This is a genomic window from Moorena sp. SIO4E2 (genome assembly GCF_010671945.1).
Lineage (GTDB): Bacteria > Cyanobacteriota > Cyanobacteriia > Cyanobacteriales > Coleofasciculaceae > Moorena > Moorena producens.
In genome coordinates, this window is sequence record NZ_JAAHIE010000074.1 from 1 (window position 1) to 19373 (window position 19373).

Annotated in this window: 16 protein-coding genes and 1 pseudogene; 4 read left to right on the plus strand and 13 right to left on the minus strand. The window is 43.0% G+C overall.

Translation table 11 applies throughout. The features are described from left to right. Positions 1 to 164: 164 nt before the first annotated feature. The 5 genes and pseudogenes from F6K37_RS11000 to F6K37_RS11020 all read right to left on the minus strand — a co-directional run bounded on the left by F6K37_RS11000 (position 165) and on the right by F6K37_RS11020 (position 6185). A complete protein-coding gene (locus tag F6K37_RS11000; RefSeq protein ID WP_287250157.1) occupies positions 165 to 944 on the minus strand; it encodes a 16S rRNA (uracil(1498)-N(3))-methyltransferase in 780 nt (259 codons plus the stop codon). Between the two features lie 298 nt (positions 945 to 1242). Then, positions 1243 to 2643, minus strand: a complete 1401-nt coding sequence (locus F6K37_RS11005; RefSeq protein WP_287250130.1) for a TldD/PmbA family protein — start codon at positions 2641 to 2643, stop codon at positions 1243 to 1245. A 403-nt stretch (positions 2644 to 3046) separates the two neighbouring features. Next, positions 3047 to 3673 (minus strand): annotated as a pseudogene (locus tag F6K37_RS45470) (hypothetical protein). Between the two features lie 200 nt (positions 3674 to 3873). Next, complete coding sequence (locus F6K37_RS11015; protein ID WP_287250133.1) at positions 3874 to 5940, minus strand: AAA family ATPase; 2067 nt, start codon at positions 5938 to 5940, stop codon at positions 3874 to 3876. Further along, the gene (locus F6K37_RS11020; protein WP_008191425.1) at positions 5937 to 6185 is read right to left on the minus strand and encodes a hypothetical protein; all 249 of its coding nucleotides are present in this window, start codon (positions 6183 to 6185) and stop codon (positions 5937 to 5939) included. Before F6K37_RS11020 ends, F6K37_RS11015 begins: the two co-directional genes overlap by 4 nt. Before the next feature lie 358 nt (positions 6186 to 6543). Between F6K37_RS11020 and F6K37_RS11025 the strand changes: the two genes are divergently transcribed. After that, positions 6544 to 7668: an SGNH/GDSL hydrolase family protein gene (locus F6K37_RS11025; protein ID WP_044495733.1), complete on the plus strand. Its 1125-nt coding sequence runs from the start codon at positions 6544 to 6546 to the stop codon at positions 7666 to 7668. Positions 7669 to 7766: 98 nt separating this feature from the next. Continuing rightward, entirely contained in the window at positions 7767 to 8207 is a 441-nt protein-coding gene (locus tag F6K37_RS11030) for a surface-adhesin E family protein (RefSeq protein ID WP_131826842.1), read from the plus strand. Between the two features lie 79 nt (positions 8208 to 8286). Here the strand turns inward: F6K37_RS11030 and F6K37_RS11035 are convergent, their stop codons facing one another. From F6K37_RS11035 to hetZ, 7 genes are all read right to left on the minus strand, one after another. Beyond that, a complete protein-coding gene (locus tag F6K37_RS11035) occupies positions 8287 to 9201 on the minus strand; it encodes an MvdC/MvdD family ATP grasp protein (RefSeq protein ID WP_287250136.1) in 915 nt (304 codons plus the stop codon). A 388-nt stretch (positions 9202 to 9589) separates the two neighbouring features. Further along, positions 9590 to 9853: a hypothetical protein gene (locus F6K37_RS11040; RefSeq protein ID WP_008191419.1), complete on the minus strand. Its 264-nt coding sequence runs from the start codon at positions 9851 to 9853 to the stop codon at positions 9590 to 9592. A 228-nt stretch (positions 9854 to 10081) separates the two neighbouring features. After that, positions 10082 to 10969 (minus strand): AEC family transporter, encoded by an 888-nt coding sequence (locus F6K37_RS11045; RefSeq protein ID WP_287250138.1) that lies wholly within the window; start codon positions 10967 to 10969, stop codon positions 10082 to 10084. Between the two features lie 118 nt (positions 10970 to 11087). Then, entirely contained in the window at positions 11088 to 13352 is a 2265-nt protein-coding gene (locus F6K37_RS11050) for a transglutaminase TgpA family protein (RefSeq protein WP_287250141.1), read from the minus strand. Beyond that, on the minus strand, positions 13324 to 13569 hold the full coding sequence (locus F6K37_RS44615; RefSeq protein ID WP_353815465.1) for a pentapeptide repeat-containing protein: 246 nt from the start codon (positions 13567 to 13569) through the stop codon (positions 13324 to 13326). Before F6K37_RS44615 ends, F6K37_RS11050 begins: the two co-directional genes overlap by 29 nt. 203 nt (positions 13570 to 13772) lie before the next feature. Beyond that, entirely contained in the window at positions 13773 to 14876 is a 1104-nt protein-coding gene (locus F6K37_RS11055; protein WP_287250144.1) for a hypothetical protein, read from the minus strand. After that, a complete protein-coding gene (hetZ, locus tag F6K37_RS11060; RefSeq protein ID WP_287250160.1) occupies positions 14869 to 16032 on the minus strand; it encodes a heterocyst differentiation protein HetZ in 1164 nt (387 codons plus the stop codon). Before hetZ ends, F6K37_RS11055 begins: the two co-directional genes overlap by 8 nt. A 101-nt stretch (positions 16033 to 16133) precedes the next feature. On the opposite strand from hetZ, the gene F6K37_RS11065 reads away from it, so the two are divergent. After that, positions 16134 to 16619, plus strand: a complete 486-nt coding sequence (locus F6K37_RS11065) for a hypothetical protein (RefSeq protein WP_044495767.1) — start codon at positions 16134 to 16136, stop codon at positions 16617 to 16619. A 327-nt stretch (positions 16620 to 16946) separates the two neighbouring features. Next, entirely contained in the window at positions 16947 to 18947 is a 2001-nt protein-coding gene (locus tag F6K37_RS11070; RefSeq protein ID WP_287250148.1) for a glycoside hydrolase family 10-like protein, read from the plus strand. 43 nt (positions 18948 to 18990) lie between these two features. On the opposite strand, the gene F6K37_RS11075 is transcribed toward F6K37_RS11070, so the two are convergent. Continuing rightward, on the minus strand, positions 18991 to 19373 hold a 383-nt coding region (locus F6K37_RS11075; RefSeq protein WP_287250151.1), incomplete at its 5' end, for a DUF4351 domain-containing protein.

Consider the following 19373-nt stretch of genomic DNA (forward strand, 5'->3'; position numbering starts at 1 on the left):
TTCTTGCTTCTACGGGGTCTTGAGAAGCTCTGTATCTTTTTTTCAGTTCACCATTACTCAGATGGTCAGCTAAATAAGCTTTTTTGGGCATTTGACATTAGAATTTTGTATTAAGTCTATTATAACCGGATTTGGTATCAGTTGCGGATCATGTTGTCAATTGCTCAAGCAAAATTATCACCTTTTGTCTTAACTGATGACTCCGAGACTGCTGCTACTATAGACAAGCTAACAATAGGAGCAGTGATAGCTCGAAGAATGCGACTTCCTAGAGAAACAGCGATAAATCCAGCAGCAGTAGCTTGTTCTAGCTCTTGAGTTGTCCAACCACCCTCCGGTCCGGTAGCAATTACAATACCAGGATGTTGAGCAGGGTCTGTTTGAGCAGTATCCAATCCTAATCGTAAATCTAATAAGCAATTGAGTAGATGGGGAGCCTTTCCCCGAGCTACACAAATATAGCGATAGGCTTCTAGAGTTTCCGGTAATTGAAGACTATCGGAAAAGTCAACAGGTTCAAGAATTTTCGGCACAACTTCCCGTTCTGATTGCTCAGCTGCTTCTTGGGTGATGCGTCGCCACCTCTGAAGCTTTTGAGGGCTAGGATTGAGTAACGTGCGATCGCTTTTCAACGGCACAATCCTAGTAACTCCCAACTCTGTTGCCATCAGACAAATTTGCTCAAATCCACTCCCTTTAGGCATAGCCGCCATCAAGGTTACCTGTTGAGGCAATTCGGTTTGAATGTGCTCAGATGCAACAATTTGAGCTTGAGTCAAATCACCTTCTAACTCGCTAACATACCAGCCACCCTCCCCATCCATAGCAATAAAGCGATCGCCTTTTCTCAGCCGCAACACTCTAATTAGATAATGCTGTTGGGCATCAGTTAAAACAATCCCTTGGTCTTGACACTGTGTTGGTGATATCACCAACCGTTGCATACTCATTGCTTTTGCCACAGTTTTAGGGAAATTCGGATCAAATAACAATGACAGAGAACAGGCTTCGATTTGGAGAATAGTTTTAGAATTTTGCTTGAGGTCTATTAGTAATTAGTCTTTTGTTTCTAAACCTTCAACCTTCAACCTCCAAACCTTCAACCTACAAACCTCCAACCTCCAAACCTTCAACCTACAAACATTCAACCTACAAACCTTCAACCTACAAACCTTCAACCTCCAAACCTTCAACCTACAAACCTTGGCCTTTCGGCCACGCTACGCGAACAACCTTCAACCTTCAACCTTCAATTTCTCCACCAACTACCACATTCCGAATCCTTAAGCTTGGTCCTGCACAACCTACAGCTAAGCCGCTTTGTCCACCTTTACCACAGCCACCGGATTCATCCCAATAGAAATCATCACCAATAGCTTCAATATCAGCTAAGGTCTTGAACACATTACCAGAAAGAGTGACATCTCGCACAGGTTCAGCAATTTGACCATTGCGAATCATCCACGCTTCTCCAGCACTAAAGGTAAACATTTCACCATTAGTCATACCTCCTAGCCAATTTCGAGCATAGACTCCTATTGGGATATCATCGAATAACTCTGCTACTGGAGTAGCTCCGGGTCCTATCCAAGTATTAGTCATCCGAACAATCGGGGGATAGTGGTAATTGAGACAACGAGCATTACCAGTAGGGGTTTCGCCTAACTTACCAGCAGTTTCACGGGAGTGAAGACGTCCAACTAATACACCATCTTTAATCAACTGAGTGGTAGTGGCTGGAGTGCCTTCATCATCGTAGAAATAGCTACCCCGGTGTCCTTGGGTCGCAGCTCCATCAAAGATTTGCAACTCCTTTGAGCCAAAACGACGCCCTATACTCATCACTTCTAGTAAGTCAGGATTTTCATAAGCCATGTCGGCTTCAGAAAGGTGTCCAAAGGCTTCGTGAACAAACAAACCAGTCAGGATGGGGTCGATAACTACTGTATAATTACCACCAGTTACAGGTGGTAAGGATAGAGCATCTACAGCACGTTGAGCTGCTCCATGGACTTGTTGATCAAGATTGGTCAGGTCGTCATAGCCTTGGCGAGAGCCAATGGTTTCTCTACCAGTATGGACACTATCGCCATTACGAGCAGTAGCAGCAAAACGCATTTCCAGATCTGCCCAAGATTGCTCTATCAAGGTACCTTCGGAAGTAGCAATGATGATGCGCTGGTTAACATCCCCATACCGGACAGAAGTGGTAGCAATGCTACTGTCATAACTTCTGAGAATTTGATTGTAGCGATCGCATAATGCTTTCTTCTGCGCCAAGGGAATTTGTCTAGGGTCTGTACCAGTCAGGGGTAACTTACAAACATCCTGTCTTGGTTCAATGGGAGCAAGGGTGGTTTCTTGATTACCCACAATCCTAGCTGCTGCGATCGCGTCTTCGACTCGTTCTTTAATAGCACTAAGCTGGTTAAAACTCGAAAAACCCCATCCTCCATTATAACATGCTCTTACTTGTCCACCGATAGAAAGACCTTCACTAAGGGTTTCTATCTTGTCACCCCGTAATAAAATGCTAGTTCCTTCGGCTTCTTCTAAGCGAATAGCTAAGTAATCGACACGGGAGCCATATTGAGCAATTAGGTCACATAGTAAGTTTTTGGTATCAGTTAGGACAATTGGCATAGTAGGGGAAAGAGCAAATAACTATTCTATTGTGCAATGAGTAGGGGCTCTAGTGCTATCGTAAGCATTTAGTCGTCAGCTTATGTGCTACACACACGCTACGCGAACAGCTTATGTTCTTTGTTTTACGTGATATGATGTTAAAACTTACACTATTATAGCACAATTTACCCCTTAGATTATTCAACATAAGCAGTAAGGTAAGCCTCAACCCTAGTCACTTCAATAAGATTGACTACTTGTAACAATTAACCTTATTATACATAATTATCGACGTTATTCTAAATTTTAATTATTTCGATAATCATAACAATAAGAATTAAACCAATAATATTATTGCTTAACCCTTGATGTAGTGTCTATTTACTTACCGACTTTTCTTGCCACTATCCCAAAATTATCACTAGGTTTCAGCAAGAGATTGAGGGCGAGTGCTATTAATAATATGTGACAGAATACCGAGCAGAGCATCTAAATTACCAATAAAGTGTTCTTCTGACTCAATAGAAACGGAATTTTCCACTAATTTTATAAATTTCCAGAGGCTGCCAGTTGTGACTCCACCATAGATAAACGGAATAGGATTATTTTTGTGATCATTAAAAATTTGAGCAGCAACCATTTCAGCAATACACTGAGGGATAGCGGATTTAAGGTTATCATTTTTGGCTTATACTAGAATAGCAATAGGAGCAGTAACCTCCAACTGTTCAGGAGAATGACTAATGATAAAATCACACCTACCGTTTAGCCCTTTACTTTTATCAATAGTAAACTCTGTGCCAGAGAAAAGGCTGATTTGACGCTTGAATTGCTTGCGAATTTCCACTAAAATAGGAGCAACAATCAATTCAGAGCGCGCTTTTTCCGTATCGATTTCCAATCCTAGAGGTAGGTTTTCTTCTAAAATCTCTTTCAATAAAGGACTAGGAGTAACTGGTTCAACTGATTCAAATAAGTTAACTCGTTCTTGAATCGATAGGTTAAATTGATGTTTGAGTGTATCTAGAGTAAATTCACTGTAAGACATGGCTTTAGCTAGCTATATGTAGCTGTTATCAATCCTTTGAGGTACTATCATAAGAATTCAGTGGTCAGCTGTCAGCCGTGAGCTAAAAGCTCATCCTACGCGAACAGCTTAAAATAAATCTGGAACAGGAGAATTTAATCATTCGAGATTGAGAGTATTGAAACTATGGTAATTTGCCCATCTAAGCATAAGCTGAATAGTTACTCATAATCTACCTCAACAATCTCAGTATATTCAAACTGATTTGGACTACGCCTTACCAAATCATAACGATTTCCAGCTAGCTCAATAATATCTTCTTCACAATCAGACTTAGGAGAATTGTAAGTCAACACATACTCTTTACCAAGAAAAGGAAGTATCTCATCAGCCACTTCTCCTCGCCACTGAGTCTGAGTCACTAAAACTACTAATTGATTCGCCAGTCTAGGTAAGATATTAGCAATTCGTCGGCGATAGATTTCATCCAAGCTTCCAAAGGGAGAATCCATTACAATAGGAAAAGTACTACTATCGGGTCCCATCAGAGAATGCTCTTGACTCCAATCCCTAACTCGGTCAATAATTCCGCCGATAAAGGATAAACTTAGAATCTGATTCTCTCCCGTAGACGCAGCAACTAGGTTTTCTTCCCCAAGAGTACTTTCTACTAAGGTTAACTCATACTTATCACTCAACTTAGGAATGTAAGGTGTAAATGAAATTGAGATAAATATCTCCTGTACTCGTTTTTCCAAAGAAGTCCGAAACTGAGTTTCTAAACGTTCCCTAACTTCAATTAACCGTTCAATAGAATCTTGAGCAGCAGCAATCCGTCGCTGTATCAACGCCTGCTTACTTTCATTCATTTTGTGCTTAGCAATCTGCTTATCCTTTAAGTCAATGTCTGTATCCAACTGTTCAATTTGTTGTTGATTACCTCCTTGCTCTAGGGTTAGCTCCCGAATCCTAGTATCTATCTCATCCAATTGTTGTTGGAGGTGACTGATATCCTCATCGGGAAAGTTACGTAACTTTTTCTTGATATCATCTAGTTGGGTCTCAATTCTAGAAAGCTCAGTTCTTCCCTGAGCAATAGTATCTTGTTGTTGGTCAACATCCTGCCAAAACTCAGGCACCTGTTGGTTAATTTCATCAACCTGGGAACCCATCCTTATTGCGGTTTCTTCCACTTCAGCCATTCCGGCTTTATCCATCCAGGCTGCTACTTGCTGATGAGCATGAGTTCCCTCAGTTAATTCTACACCACAGATACAGCGCTTGTGTTTAAGTAAATCCCCAACAAATTGCCGCTTAATCCCAACAGGTAATTCCCCTCTTTCCGTTATTAAGTCTTTGACAATCTCTTGAAAAGTTGAGCTTACCTCTGAGAGCAGCACCGTATAGCCACGAGTTGATATAGCTCGTTTCAAGATATTTTGGCTTTGTTTTAGCTGTTCTATAATTAACTTTTCTCTAGCTTCTAGTTCATCCCGCAGTTGTTGTAACTCCTGAGCGCCACCGAGTTCTAATAACCGTTGACCAATTATCTTCTTTAGCTCATCTTGCTCCTCTAACTCCTGCTTGATTTCCCTTTGACGCTTGATTAGACTCTGGCTCTTCTTTTCCGATTTTCGCTGTTGTTTAAGCAATTGCTTAGTTTCAGAGTCGCCAATTAAAGACAATTCATAGTCTAAGGTTTTTTTCGCTTCCCTTAAATGTTTAATGGAGCGATTTAAAACTTCTACCCCTAGCAAGGTCTTGGTTGCTTCCGCAACTTCTGACTTTTTATCGGAGCGTACCAGTTGCTCAATTCGTTCCCCATCAAAAAAGAAGTATTGGTGCAAACTAGCTGGTAAAATTTGACCAATGATATCCTCGGGTAGTTGTTGAGGTAATAACCAGCGTCCATCATCTCCAGCGATTTGGAGATACAATTCTGTGTTACCTTGATCGACTCCTAACTCAGTTTTGTAAGTACGACATAGACGTTTGACTTGGTAGCGTTTATTATTATGTTCAAATGCCACTTCTACCCAACAGTCTACTGGTTTATTGAACTGAGCTTCAGCAAGAGCTCGCTTATTCAGCAGTTGGTCTTCTGAAGCAAAAGCAGCACTAAACTTTTCATAGAGTACCCACGAAAAAGCATTCAGGATGGTAGTCTTACCTGCACCATTATTCCCATGAATAATCGTAGTGTTTCGCTCGCCACTGGCTAACACAATCACGGGAGTCTTACCATAAAACTGACGAAAATTAAATAGCTGAATAGATAGCAGCTTCATTGAACTTCTTCCTTGACAATTCTCAGGATATCATCATTAATATTACGGGGAGTTTTCATATAGAGTTTATCCTTTTCTGCCTGCAAGACTCGCTCTATAATTCGGCGCACTTCTAGGGGAGCAGTGATAATCGGCTCCTGGACATCATGGAGTTCATTCTTGCTAGGAGAATAAGTAGAAGATTTTTCAGCTACTCTTCTGGAAATGACTGATGTAGCACCACTGGTAGAGTATCTAAATGTCATAACCGTATTTTTAAAAAAAGCGACTAACCTGTCAGATCGTGTCCGGTTGTTTCGGTAGTGTTATTTGTTGTTTATTTTAGTAATCGGTAAGGGTAAATAGGGAATAGCTTGGTAGTAATCACACTTACCAATTCCCGATTACCAATTATCAATTACCCACGCTTTACACTATCGATGTTCCCGGACATGATACCATATCCAGCCTGACTAAATTTATTGTAAGACTTTATTGTTTATTTATACTATAACCCAAAAATTTTGCCAGCTCTTAATAAAGAGAGTCACCCAAAGCAGTACTCTATCTCTGTAGGTTTTTAGTTTTCGATTGAAACCTGCCCACAATCACAGACAATCAAAAATGAAAAACGCAATTACGGCTTTCGGATTTTCTCTATTATCTTTAATGTTGCCCTCTGAAGCTAGGGCATATGATTTAGATTTCACTAATCTTTATGTGTTTGGTGATAGCCTATCGGATACTGGCAATTTGTTCAATATCAGTAAGGCAAGCAATCAGCTAAATCCCACTCTTCCCATCATCCCCCAGAGTCCACCCTACTTTCAGGGACGTTCTAGCAATGGTCCGATCTGGGTAGATTATCTAGCAGATGCTCTGGACATAGACCTGAAGCGATCTACTGATTTGTCGTTGCTGTTACCGGATTCCCCGATACTGTCTCCAATCACTATCACTCCCGATGGCCCTCGGGTGAGTTTTTTCTTCAATGGTGCGACGACTACTCAAAGCGTAAACTTTGCTTTTGGTGGTGCTGGAACCGGATTGGCTGGGATTGGTCAGTTCGGGGAGGTTGTACCGGGATTACTCACCCAAGTCCCAGGGTTTACCAATGACCTAATCGTATCTGATCAGATGGCTGACCCCAACGCCCTCTATATTCTGTGGTCAGGTGCTAATGATTACCAGAGTGTGGAACCTCCTAATCCTACTGAGGTCGTCGGGAATATACAGACAGCACTGAACTCCCTGTATAACTTTGGTGCTCGCAATTTCCTAGTGCTTAACTTACCGGATTTGGGAAAGATACCTCAATCACTGAGGCTAGGTAGTGCATTATCGACTCGCCTCACGGATTTGATCGAGCAGCATAACTCTGTGTTGGACTCCACCCTTAAGGTTTTGAGCCAATCATTACCTGACATTAACCTGATATTCTTTGATGAATATGACCTATTTAATCAGGTTGTGACCAATCCTGGAGACTTTGGTTTCACGAATGTGACGGAAACGTGCTTAGATCAAGCAACGTTGATTGCCTGTGCTAATCCAGACGAGTTTTTATTCTGGGATAGCTTCCACCCAACGACAGCTGGCCATCAGATCCTAGCGGAATCCACCTTAGCAGCACTTAAGTCCCAAGACAAGCCTGAATCTAAGTCTGTACCAGAACCAGTGTCTTCTGCTTCCTTAGGAGTGATAGGGCTTGCCTGGTTGCTTCGGAAACAGTTGAATAAATCCTGCTAGATTTTACTATTAAGTGTAACACAGTGGCAGCTTTCCGAGCTGTCACCGTTGATACTAAATTGATACTAAATAAATTGATACTACTATTGGTAAATTCTATGGGTAAATTTCTGTTAATCTTATCTGCGATCGCTTGTCTATCTCAGACTGCTATAGCTCAGACAAAACCAAGGCGTTGGGTCAGAGTCATGTCAAATGCTCAGACAGGCAATATCCACTACTTTGATGTCGATTCTTTGGTCACCACCACTGATGAAATGGGCAATCCCATCCACTCCTTTGATAGTAGGATAGTATTTGGTAATCCTCTCGAACCAGGAGTGTATTCTGCCATTATCACGGTTCAAGTTAATTGCCCTGAGCGTTCCATACGTACATCGCGTTTTGAACAATACGATTCCCAGGGTAGTATAATCAGCCGGGAAGAATCGGAGAATGATTGGTACACAATACCCACACCCGATACTCCAACGGTTCATGTCATGAATGGTTTTCACACCTTAGCTTGTAAGTCTAAGACTAATGTTGTTAACCGTTGACTGTTAACTGTTAATTGTTGATTGTTAATTGTTGACAGTTAACTGTGGAGTCGGAACTCTGCACTTTCCGACTCAGGACTCAATTGATATCACTGATCAGAAGATTAACTAATTCTTGGGTGATAGGGAAACCAGTTTGTTGCTCAAAGTGTAAAAACATCGGACTGGGGTTAGCTTCAAGAAACACGTATTCACCATTTGGCTTTAAACGCCAGTCAATCGCCGTCCACTGGAGCCAAAACGCTCTAGTGATAGCTTTACACTGCTGTTGCACGGTCTTTGGCAGCCTGACCGGAATCAATTGAGCATCGATATCTTCTCGAAAGTCAAGAGACTTGGAGCGAATTTCTGCCGAGTACATCGAGTCCCCAATTACATAGGTGCGAATATTGGTGCCAGGGATATACTCCTGTATAGTAACAGGAGAAAGCCGCAGGGCTAAGTTTAGTCGTTCAGGTTGTAGATGTTGTTCTGTTAAAAACTGGACATGAGCATCACCATAGACTGGCTTAAAAATTACTTGCTCATAAGACTTCGTAAACTTAATGATAGCGTCTGGATCATTACTAATTAGAGTATGGGGAATCGTTACACCCATTTGTTGAGCTTTGCTCAATTGTAGAGGTTTTTCCTTATGAAATTCATAAGCTTGCCATGAGTTAACCCAGTGAATTGAGGTTCCTTGCATCAACGTTCTTAGGGTACTCATAGCATCATTAAAAGCAACTCTATGCTGTAATTGATTTTTGATTGGGGGAATTTGAACTCCAGAAAAATTACGCCAAAAGATGCTACGAATATCTCTCAGACGTAATTGATAGCCATCGGATAGGGTGAGAATTCCATCGTTAGTGTGTGGCTGCCAAGATAGGCGTAATTTAGTAGGAAACAGAGAGGTATCGAGATAGTTTGTCTTGCCTCCAGCCTTAGTCAGAGCATAGTTGATATGCGCAGCGTGAGTATCTTCAGGGTTGCCCAAAATTAAAATATTCATCTATTGCCAAACAAAACGAACTAGTATTTATACTGTTCTGCTGATTACCCAAGTTCTTTTTTTTTTTCGGTTTACTAGATAATAGTGTGGCTAATCAAGTCAATATCATACTTTGTTTGGTAATAAATTGGTATTTTAAAACACACTCTAAGCCAATTAAAGGATATACTATAAGCTATATTTCCCTGCTCACAGCTAAATTTTATAGTTAAATGCATCCTGATATTACTCCGAAAATATAGTGCACTCTGTTGACAAATTGCCTAAATGCTGAAAAACGCTGCTAATCGGTTCAGGGAATTGTCACTAGATGGCTTACCCCTTGAGGGCGACATTTCTCACTATAGCAATCCTATAGGATTGCTATATGCCCTAATCTTTATAATTACTAAAAAATTGGCAAGTGTGCCAATCTTGAGATTCTTTTCACTGGTAATGGTTTAAGGTCAATACCTGAGAGATGTTGTTTGTGTTCGATAGCAGTTAGGTTGTTACTCAAGGCTTCGAGCAGGTCTCCCCCTTCTTCTGACAAGGCGCTTTGTGCTTGCACCCCCTTCTTCCTCGATCGCGAAGGTGGTAATATTGCCATCTTCTCCAATTCCATCCGTAACAATACCTCCTTCTTTACATGAGCTTTGGCGAGTAGGGACATTTAAACTGTCGTGTTGAGCAGGTGGACTGGCAAGTTGAGTATTCATGACTGCTTTGAATTGCTGAAAGCGCTAGTTCAAAAAGATGGTCAGAGAAATAATCTCTGTATGTAACCATGACAAAATAACCTGGCTTTCGTAATCCAGATAATTACTGATCCTGTTAAATCTTTTACAATTCTATATCCGTTAATTCTCTACTTTAGCTCTTATTCATGGATAAATACTAACTAAGTAGTCGCCCACAAAACTAGGGGAAGAGAAAGGAAACTCACTAAGGTAGACAAAACCACTGTCCGTGCTACTAAAGGAGCATCTCCCCCAAACTCAGTGACCAACACTACCGTACTAATTGCCACAGGCATGGCACTTTGTAACACCAACACCTGTAAATTTAATCCCTCCAGTCCCAATGCTTGACCAACGGTATGGGCAATTAGCGGAGCTACCAACAAACGCAAGCTAGTCGCAAGCACCTCATACCGTCCTATTACCAAACGGGTGCGGGACAATTGTATCCCCAACACAATTAAATCGATAGGGATTGCTGCCATACCCAACTGGTGAATACCCTTATCTAGCCCTAAAGGCAGTTTTAAGCGCAATAAACGCCAGGTTAATCCTGCCAGCATTGCCCAGAGTAGCGGTAGTTTTAGGGTTAAGCGCACTCCAGAACTAATACTACCCCCTTTAAGTAAAGCGGGACAAATAGCAAACATCAACAAGGCAGCTGTGATCATGTAAACTATAGCGCGTTCTAAACCCGGTGTACCAAAGGCAAAGGAATTGAGAGGAAGCCCGAGGTTTCCAGCATTGGGAAAAATAGCAGCAACCATAAAGCTTTTTTGGACAACTGCTGGTAATTTCAACAGTTTGCCTAACCCCCAACTCAGTAGGTAAAGCAACACAGCGGTAATGATCAAGCCAGCAACTAAACCAGTGGTGCTTTCGGTAGACAGTGTTGTCCGATACAAGCTGTCTGCTATCAACGCTGGTACCAGAATATAAAGAGATAGCTGAGAAAGAGTTTGCTTGTCCAGAGATAACGTGCGACCAGCAATAAATCCAATCAGGATAATTAAACCGACCGAAACGACAGCAGGTAGAATAACAGTCATTAGATAAATACTGAGATGAACCCCATTAAAGCAAAAGTCTTTTTATTAACCGTTTAGTGTTGACCGTTGACTGTTGACCTTCAAGCAACCTTTAACATTCAACATTCAACCTTAAACCTTAAACCTTAAACCTATTTTTGCTAAACTGCTTCAGTCGCCGCCGCAGTTGTTTAATATTAGGTCTGTGACCTCCATAACGCCAACGGATATAAGCATGGGAAATCTGCTCAATGACCTCAGCGGATGCTTGAGGCTGGTCTTGACTTATACAGCTAGCGTACTCTAGGGGAGTTTGAGTCGGATGTTTGACATACCCTTTGGTTGCTAAAATCTTGATCATTTGCTGGTAAATCTGTTCCATTGGTGGCAATGTTGCCAACCAGAAACGATAGCGCCAGTTTTTCCACTGATGCCAACCTAGCCAGCTCAGAAAACCAAATGCGATCGCTAACATCAAACCGCTCAACATACCTAACCAACCACTGGACACCATCTTCCACAATCCAACAAATATTCGGATAATGGTACCAATGGTGAGATGCCATAGGTTGCTGAGTAAACCAGTTATTGGTGAGGGGAGCCAACCTGCTACCCACTGCCAAAACTGCCGCAAGACACTAAAGGTTTGATATTGCTCGACGGAGGGGGGCAGCAATTCATGACCTGGGATGGGGTCAAAGGCAAACCAACCGTATTGAGGGAAATAAACCTCAGTCATGGCATAGGCATCAGTATTGCGGACGATGTAAAACCCAGTAAAGGGGTTAAATTCGCCAGTGCCAAATCCAGCCACTAATCGGGCTGGGATGCCTATGGAACGGAGCATAATCGTGAGGGTGGTGGAGAAGTGGTCGGGATAACCACCTTGATACTTGAAGAGAAAGGCTTCCACCAAATCTTGATTTTCTTCTAAAAAAGGGAATTGTGAGGGGTCTTGGGGGAGGCGATAACGCTGCTTAACCGCCTGGGCTAGATACAAGGCTTTTTCATAGGAAGAAGTAAGAGGTTTTTCTGAAGTGGCTAGGAGTTCTTCAGTACGTTGCCTGACCCTCACTGCAATTTGGGGGGGGATATCCAGATAGTAGTTTTGAATCGACTTGGGGTAGTTATCCCCAGCTTGCTGCAACTTAGTGCGATCGCGAAATGGAACTTCTGATATTACGGTATAGGTTAGTCCTTCTACTAAACCTAAAGGCGATCGCAAACTGCCTTCTGCTCCAATACCTATTTCCCGCGACGGAAAGAACAATTCGTTAGGATAGGCCAAAGCGGGAATCAGATTCGGCAATTCTGATACAGCTGTATAGGTTTGAATTACCTTTTTGGTTTGACCTGTGATCAAGGCAGGTAAGAGTTGGAAGCGATAGGACCAGCTTGGTCGAGTTATTTTCTGAACTTGATTATCCCGAGAAATTTCCCAACCCTGACCCGTGTAGTGGTCAAACGCTAGCACTCGCCAAAATCCCGGTGCTTGAGAACGCACCCGCATCACTACCTTAGGTTTGAGTTCTCCCCGCAGATTCTGGTTAATCTTGCTATTAAAGCCATAGTAAAATGTCTCATCCAACTCACCAGAACCCGTAGCGTTTTGAGAGTCACCACTACCATTTTCCCCTTGCTGTTTCCCTTCACTTACATAGCCAGGGTTAACAATTAACCTATTTTGTGAATCAAATCTCCGGTTTGCCATTTCCCCAGGAGCACTGACGGGATACATCTGGATTTGATAACCAGGGAAACGAGGCATCAGAGCAAAAATCGTTAACCCTAGCGCCATAATTACCCCGATGAATAAAATGAGACGCTTTAGGGGTATGGGTGAGGAGTGTGGATTAAACCAATATAATTTTTTACCTTTTTTTTCCGTAGATATACCCAAGCGTGACTGGTAATCCAGGACAAGAACCGGTAATGCGATCGCTAAAAATACTAACAACAGAGGGGCAAACGCCAGAGTCTGACTCACAGTACCAGCGACCCCCAACAGGATTAGCCCAATTACCATCGAATAGCCTAAATCCTTGCGGCGCGGCAAGTCAAAGCTATGGAGAATTTGCAGCTGAACTAACAACTGAGCCAGAGCCAAGCGGGTATCATTGAGCTGACTGAATACATTGCCCAAAAAGGCTCCCAATGCCAGCAACATCCCCAATGCCAGCAAGAATTTCAGAGCAATGTTACGTTGGCGACGACGATACCAACTCCAGGTTGCTCCCACAATACTTAAGGGTACTGCCCAAAGACTCCAGAAGGTAGATGCGGCGACATCAACAGCCACAATTCCTACTACTACCAGTGCCTGTACCAACACCCTTAACGAAATCGACTCCTCTGTAGGAGGCAATGGCTTCGCCTCAAGACGCTGCCAAAACTGACTCACCATGGTAGATGCGTGATAGGTTATATGTCAAGCTTGGAATGTTAAAGGTTGGAATGTTAAAGGTTGGAATGTTAAAGGTTGGAATGTTAAAGGTTGGAATGTTGTTGGAATGTTGAAGGTTGGAATGTTGAAGGTTGGAATGTTGAAGGTTGGAATGTTGAAGGTTGGAATGTTGAAGGTTGGAATGTTGAAGGTTATAACCTGCAACCTGTTCACCTATTCACCTGCAACCTGTTCACCTATTCACCTGCAACCTGTTCACCTATTCACCTGCAACCTGTTCACCTATTCACCTGCAACCTATTCACCTATTCACCTATTCACCTATTCACCTGCAACCTGTTAACCTGTTAAGCTGCAACCTGCAACCTGTTAACCTGCAACCTATTAACCTATTCACCTGTTAACCGGCAAGTATTCTGACTAATTTGTCGGGCAGATTGCAAAGGTCAAAGGTTTCTGTTCTCCATGATGGAAGCGAATCTCGATAGAACAAATCTGATTCGGTTGTAAATCATAGGATTCTACACTCAGGTAACCTGGATAGGTACGTTCTGCTTTTGCGGAGGCTTGAGGTGTACCTAGAGTTAAGCTACCACCTCTAGGCAAACGAGTGCTGACCCGTAGCTGAGACACACCATCTTCTTGATGATATTCGGCTCGCAGAGTCACTAAACCAGCACTAGTCTCCCACTGGCGCTCCACAGGAGTTTGATTTGGTGAAACTGGAATGGTCAGGGTGGTAAGAATTTCCTTAGCTGCTAACAGAGCTAAGACCATCTTTTGGTCATTGTTAGCTTCTTCGTAAGGTAGGGATGGCAGTAGTTGTTCTGTAGAACGGGCACTTCCCATCAAGATGGTGCCACTCCAGGAGTTAAGGGCATAGAATTCGTCCGGAAACAGCTTTTGAACTGCCCTAACCAGTTTAGCCCCTAGCTGATACTGGGAAGACACTGCCTCAGAGCAGGCTTCTAGCAATTGAGATAAAACGTTTTCTGGTATGGCAGTTGGTAAAGCCAAGTTAGACAACTGTGGCATCCAAAACCTAACTCCGGAAACCCAAGACTCTGCTATTGCGTCAACAATATCAGTTTCATAGTCTGACATTTCTGTCTCCCAAGGAAACAGAGGTGGGTTAAGTTCAATTTGAGCTTGTAGTTTGCGCTTCAATAGCGTCTGGAAACGATTTTGCACGGTTGACATCTCTCCCAAGTTGTAGGGGCGGATTTCACCGCCTAGTGTAAGGTCATCATGGGTGATCGATTCTAGTGAATCCACCCACATGCGGTCTAAAACCGCTTCGCCATTGTGATTAGGGACAATGTTCAAGTTTTCCAAGTCCAGTGATTCTGATAAATCCAGGGGATATACATCAAAGTCAAAATCCGCTGCTGTCGTCTCACCCAGAGGTACAGTATCGTTTACTTGACCGCTTGATGGTATTGAAGCAGCGGGACGGGACTCTTTTAGCCAAGCCATTAAGCGGCTATAGAAAGCGTCCATGTTGTTATCTATGTCACTATTCATCTTTAGATCTACCGGATCCGGATACTGAACTATTACGAATATCCCAGGCAATTTCGAGCAACTTAAACCATCGCTTCTGTGCCTGGTTTAGTGTACAACCCAAGGTCTTAGAAATTTGTTCATTGGAGTAACCTTGTTGTTTGAGTTTAAGTAATTCTGACTGTTGGGAGCTCAGTTTTTCTTGAAATCGTTGCCATTCTTTTGGTGTTAGCCCCAGATTTCGATCCAAATCTGCTCCCAGCCACTGATGTACTAATTCCCAGCGGTGAGACAGAGCAAACCGAATCAGATGATACTTAAACCGTTGTTGTAAATAGTCCCGCTGTCTGGGATTGATGCCTAAAATCTCCTCAATTTCCCTGGTTGGCAGGTCTTTCAGCCGCAGAGTAAAGTAATTTGCACAATCATGTTGCTGGCGTTCTTCGAGATAGGCAAATAATTCTTTGATTACAGTTTCCCGCAGGCTGGAGTCTAGGGGTTCAGAGTCTGATAACACCATTGCTTCCCGCACCTGCTGGATCGCCGCATCATTCCAAGTCGCATCTGACTCCTGTGCTGCTCCTTCCGCTGCTGTATCCATATCCACAGAGGTTTCTGGAGGTTGCTGTTGGGAAAAGGTTTGAGCACGTAGAATGACCAACTGTTGGGAACGGCGACCGGGTAAAGGAATACGTCGTTTACCATAGCGCTCTGTAAACGCCATATATTCTGATAGTTCCAGGAGGCTGCGGGGACGATAGGTTTCCTCCAGGGAGGTTTCCCGCCGAAAGGCATTCAAGGCTTCGGCATAGAATCCCTGTAAGAAATCTTCAATCATATTCAGCCGCGCCTGGTAACTGGTCGGCGTTTGATGGGGTGTAATGTAGCGGTAGATAATCGCACTAAGAGTACTCTGTAGTTCTACCCTTCCTTGGAGCGACCCCAGTTTGTAGTAATGACAAACTTGCTTGAGACGATGGTTAGCGAGGTTTTGAGCCCAGCTGTCCACATCCCCAGAGTTTTGAATCCGATTACTTTCATTGCAAATACGATTAACTTCATCAGCGATACGTCTTGCTACGTCCTGGCAGTTTTGCTTAGAAGCACGAGTGGACTGCCGGAGTTCGTTATACAGCAGTTCAAATAGTCCTTCCACGCCCAGGCAGACTTCCCTCATCATGATTTTCATTCAATAACGACCCTAACATACACGTACTCTCGACAAATTTGATTTAGGTTTAGACTATGTGCAGCCAAATTCCTCACCCTATAGCTCCTATGGAATTAGACGAACAAATTAACAATTTGATTGATAATGCCCCACAAGATGGAACGACGCCTCAATCGATTGAAGCGATCGCTCCAGTACTCAAACTTCTGGCGGAACAACTAAACCATCTGGAATATTACATTCTCCAAAATCTTGACCAAGGTTGGGTGTTGACTACACTGAGTAATCGTGCTAACCCTGACCTGGAGAAAAATGTTATTTATGCTTTTCCGACTGTTCAAGATGCTGCCAATTTTCATTCTGATTGGGATCCTCAACTTATGGCGTGCGGGGTGCCAGTCACTCACATTTTGTTTCAGATGTTGGCAATCGACACCGTCACTAGTACTGTTTTCTTTGATACACCTGGTAATTTAGCGGTTGGTTCAGAGGTCTCTCGAGAGGACCTACGAAATTTAATACAAGCTCAACTACAGCAAATCCGGTCAGCACCCAAGTCAGATTCTAACAATCAACCTCCTGACATTGCTTAAGTATGGCTTCACCAAAGCAGGGGATGACTGGATGAGGGGATGACTGGATGAGGGGATGACTGGATGAGGGGATAAGACACGGAAGACTATTGAATCACGCATTATTACCATCACCCCTGATCACTTCATTACTGATCCGGTCTCATCTAGGCACTTTTGATGCATGATCATGCATCAATATAGTTCTTTCGTGCCATCACGACCTCTGGCCATCTCCCCATCGGTGAATTTACTATCTGTAAACGCAACTTGGTATTAATTTGCCACTTGCTATAATAGTGCGGCTAAAATTGCGGTTAAGCCCCCAATATGCCTAGCAATAAAACTATGGTAGCTTCTTTTACTGGCTTCCCTGATACGGAAAATCACTGGGCAAAGCCATTTATTGAAGGTTTAGCCAATCAGGGAATGATTAGCGGTTTCCCTGATGGCAGATTCCGACCTAATCTACCCATGAATCGATCTCAGTTTGCTGCCATATTAAAAAACGCTTTTTCCCAACCCGAAAAACAACGATCTGCTCCGAAGTTTATTGATGTATCACAGAAACACTGGGCTTTGGAGGCGATTCAATATGCTTACGAAACTGGCTTTATGTCGGGTTATCCTGGTAATCGCTTCCGCCCAGACACTAATCTGGTTCGAGTGGAAGCCTTGGTAGCGATCGCAGCTGGCTTGAACCTTCCCTTGAGTGAGATATCGGATGTACAGATAGAGCTACCCCAACTCTATCAAGATGTGGATAAAATTCCTGGTTATGCCCGAGACAGGATAGCCACCGCTACGGATGCTAACATAATTGTCAATTATCCCAATCCCAAGCGACTGCGACCCACTCAAGTGGCAACTCGTGCTGATGTGGCAGGGTTTATCTATCAAGCTTTGGCGTATTTGGGTCAGGTGCCAGACCTAAACTCAAAATACACGGTTGCTTTCCAAACCACTAGGGAGGTTAGCCATCAGCGAGAGTTTCGGGGAGTTTGGGTTGCCAGTGTCTGGAACATTGACTGGCCCTCTGAAAAGGGTCTAGCTGTAGAAAAACAGCAAGAGGAACTGATCGAGATTATTGACCGGATTGAGGAACTTAACCTCAATGCTATGTTTTTCCAGGTACGACCGACGGGAGATGCGTTATATGCCTCAGAATTAGAACCTTGGAGTGAATGGCTAACAGGTACCCAAGGGCAAGCACCAGAACCGTTTTACGACCCGCTGGAGTTTGCGATCGCAGAATGTCACAAACGCAATATTGAACTACACGCCTGGTTTAACCCGTTCCGCGCTGCAACAGGATCACAAGTTTCCGCAAAAGTCAAGCCTCACATCAGCGTTACCCATTCAAACTATGTGTATCAACACGGTAAACAATTGTGGATGGATCCAGGAGTAAAAACAGTTCAGGACTGGACTTATAACGTGATTCTGGATGTAGTGGGTCGTTATGATGTCGATGGGATTCATCTGGATGACTATTTCTATCCTTATCCTATCAAAGATCAAGATTTTCCTGATCAAAAAACCTATGAAGCTGATCAGGAAGCTGGGGGTGAACTGAGTTTGGGGGATTGGCGCAGGGACAATGTGAATAAGATGGTTGAGCGTCTCTACACTGGCATTAAAGCTACTAAGCCAAAAGTTAAATTTGGGATTAGTCCCTTTGGAATTTATCGTCCTGGACAACCTCCTCAAATTAAGGGATTAGATCAATATGAAGCTATCTATGCTGACCCGAAAAAATGGTTAGAAGAAGGCTGGGTCGATTATATTGCTCCTCAACTTTACTGGCGCATTGAGCCTCCTGCCCAAAGTTATCCGGTTTTACTGCAATGGTGGACAGAAAATAATCCTAAAAATCGACACATTTATTCTGGGAATAGACTCAGTAAGTTAGATGGACAAGAGTGGCCGATTTCTGAGTATGAAGAACAAGTTGAAATTAGCCGCGATCTAGTGTCTCAACTCTCCCTAGGGAATATTTTCTATAGCATGAAAGTATTCACAGAAAATCGTTTAGAGGTGGTTGATCAGTTGAAAAGCTCTATTTATTCTGAACCTGCTGTTGTTCCTACTATGGAGTGGTTAAAGACTGAGCCACCTAAGACACCAGGTAATGTCAGAGCAAGAGATGGTAAGCTAAGTTGGCAGAAAGTTTGTGATGGAGAGATTTGTTATTGGACTCTTTATCGACAACAAGATGGGGTTTGGAGGTTGTACAAAATTCTGAATTCAGCCACGCTAGAGATAGCGCTAGAGTCGGGAATCTATGCCTTGTCAGCAGTGGATAGGATTGGGAACGAAAGTTTAGGAGTTGTGGTATCGTTGGGTTAAAGGTTGTTCGCCCTTGGCATCCCTATTAGGGTAGGTTCAATGGTTAAGGCAGATGTTGGCTAAACTCATCTAAAGAATTAGCTGTTAATGCCGTTGTCATTAAGGTGTCCAGTTGTTGGATATTTAAGCCTTGTATTGTTTCAGATATCTTTGAAGGAATCGTTCCAAATCGTAGTTGGAGTATTCGCTCCAAGTTAGCACGACGTTCTTGTTGAATGCCTTCTAATATCCCCTCTTCTCTACCCTGTTTTATGCCCTCTTCTCTGCCCCTTAATTCTCCGACTGCCTCTGCCCCTTCTAGCATACTAATTTCATACCGTTTATCTTCCAGATATTTCTGATAGGCTGCCTTTTCTGTATTTGGTAGACTCTCAATCCTCAGGTTTTCCTTGGCTTGGGCTAATCCCCTGGCTTGGAAGTCTTCCT

Excerpts from the sequence above, each read along its gene's own strand:
- F6K37_RS11000 (WP_287250157.1), bottom strand. The coding sequence starts at position 944 with ATGCAACGGTTGGTGATATCACCAACACAGTGTCAAGACCAAGGGATT.
- F6K37_RS11005 (WP_287250130.1), bottom strand. The coding sequence starts at position 2,643 with ATGCCAATTGTCCTAACTGATACCAAAAACTTACTATGTGACCTAATT.
- F6K37_RS11015 (WP_287250133.1), bottom strand. The coding sequence starts at position 5,940 with ATGAAGCTGCTATCTATTCAGCTATTTAATTTTCGTCAGTTTTATGGT.
- F6K37_RS11020 (WP_008191425.1), bottom strand. The coding sequence starts at position 6,185 with ATGACATTTAGATACTCTACCAGTGGTGCTACATCAGTCATTTCCAGA.
- F6K37_RS11025 (WP_044495733.1), top strand. The coding sequence starts at position 6,544 with ATGAAAAACGCAATTACGGCTTTCGGATTTTCTCTATTATCTTTAATG.
- F6K37_RS11030 (WP_131826842.1), top strand. The coding sequence starts at position 7,767 with ATGGGTAAATTTCTGTTAATCTTATCTGCGATCGCTTGTCTATCTCAG.
- F6K37_RS11035 (WP_287250136.1), bottom strand. The coding sequence starts at position 9,201 with ATGAATATTTTAATTTTGGGCAACCCTGAAGATACTCACGCTGCGCAT.
- F6K37_RS11040 (WP_008191419.1), bottom strand. The coding sequence starts at position 9,853 with ATGTCCCTACTCGCCAAAGCTCATGTAAAGAAGGAGGTATTGTTACGG.
- F6K37_RS11045 (WP_287250138.1), bottom strand. The coding sequence starts at position 10,969 with ATGACTGTTATTCTACCTGCTGTCGTTTCGGTCGGTTTAATTATCCTG.
- F6K37_RS11050 (WP_287250141.1), bottom strand. The coding sequence starts at position 13,352 with ATGGTGAGTCAGTTTTGGCAGCGTCTTGAGGCGAAGCCATTGCCTCCT.
- F6K37_RS11055 (WP_287250144.1), bottom strand. The coding sequence starts at position 14,876 with ATGAATAGTGACATAGATAACAACATGGACGCTTTCTATAGCCGCTTA.
- hetZ (WP_287250160.1), bottom strand. The coding sequence starts at position 16,032 with ATGAGGGAAGTCTGCCTGGGCGTGGAAGGACTATTTGAACTGCTGTAT.
- F6K37_RS11065 (WP_044495767.1), top strand. The coding sequence starts at position 16,134 with ATGGAATTAGACGAACAAATTAACAATTTGATTGATAATGCCCCACAA.
- F6K37_RS11070 (WP_287250148.1), top strand. The coding sequence starts at position 16,947 with ATGGTAGCTTCTTTTACTGGCTTCCCTGATACGGAAAATCACTGGGCA.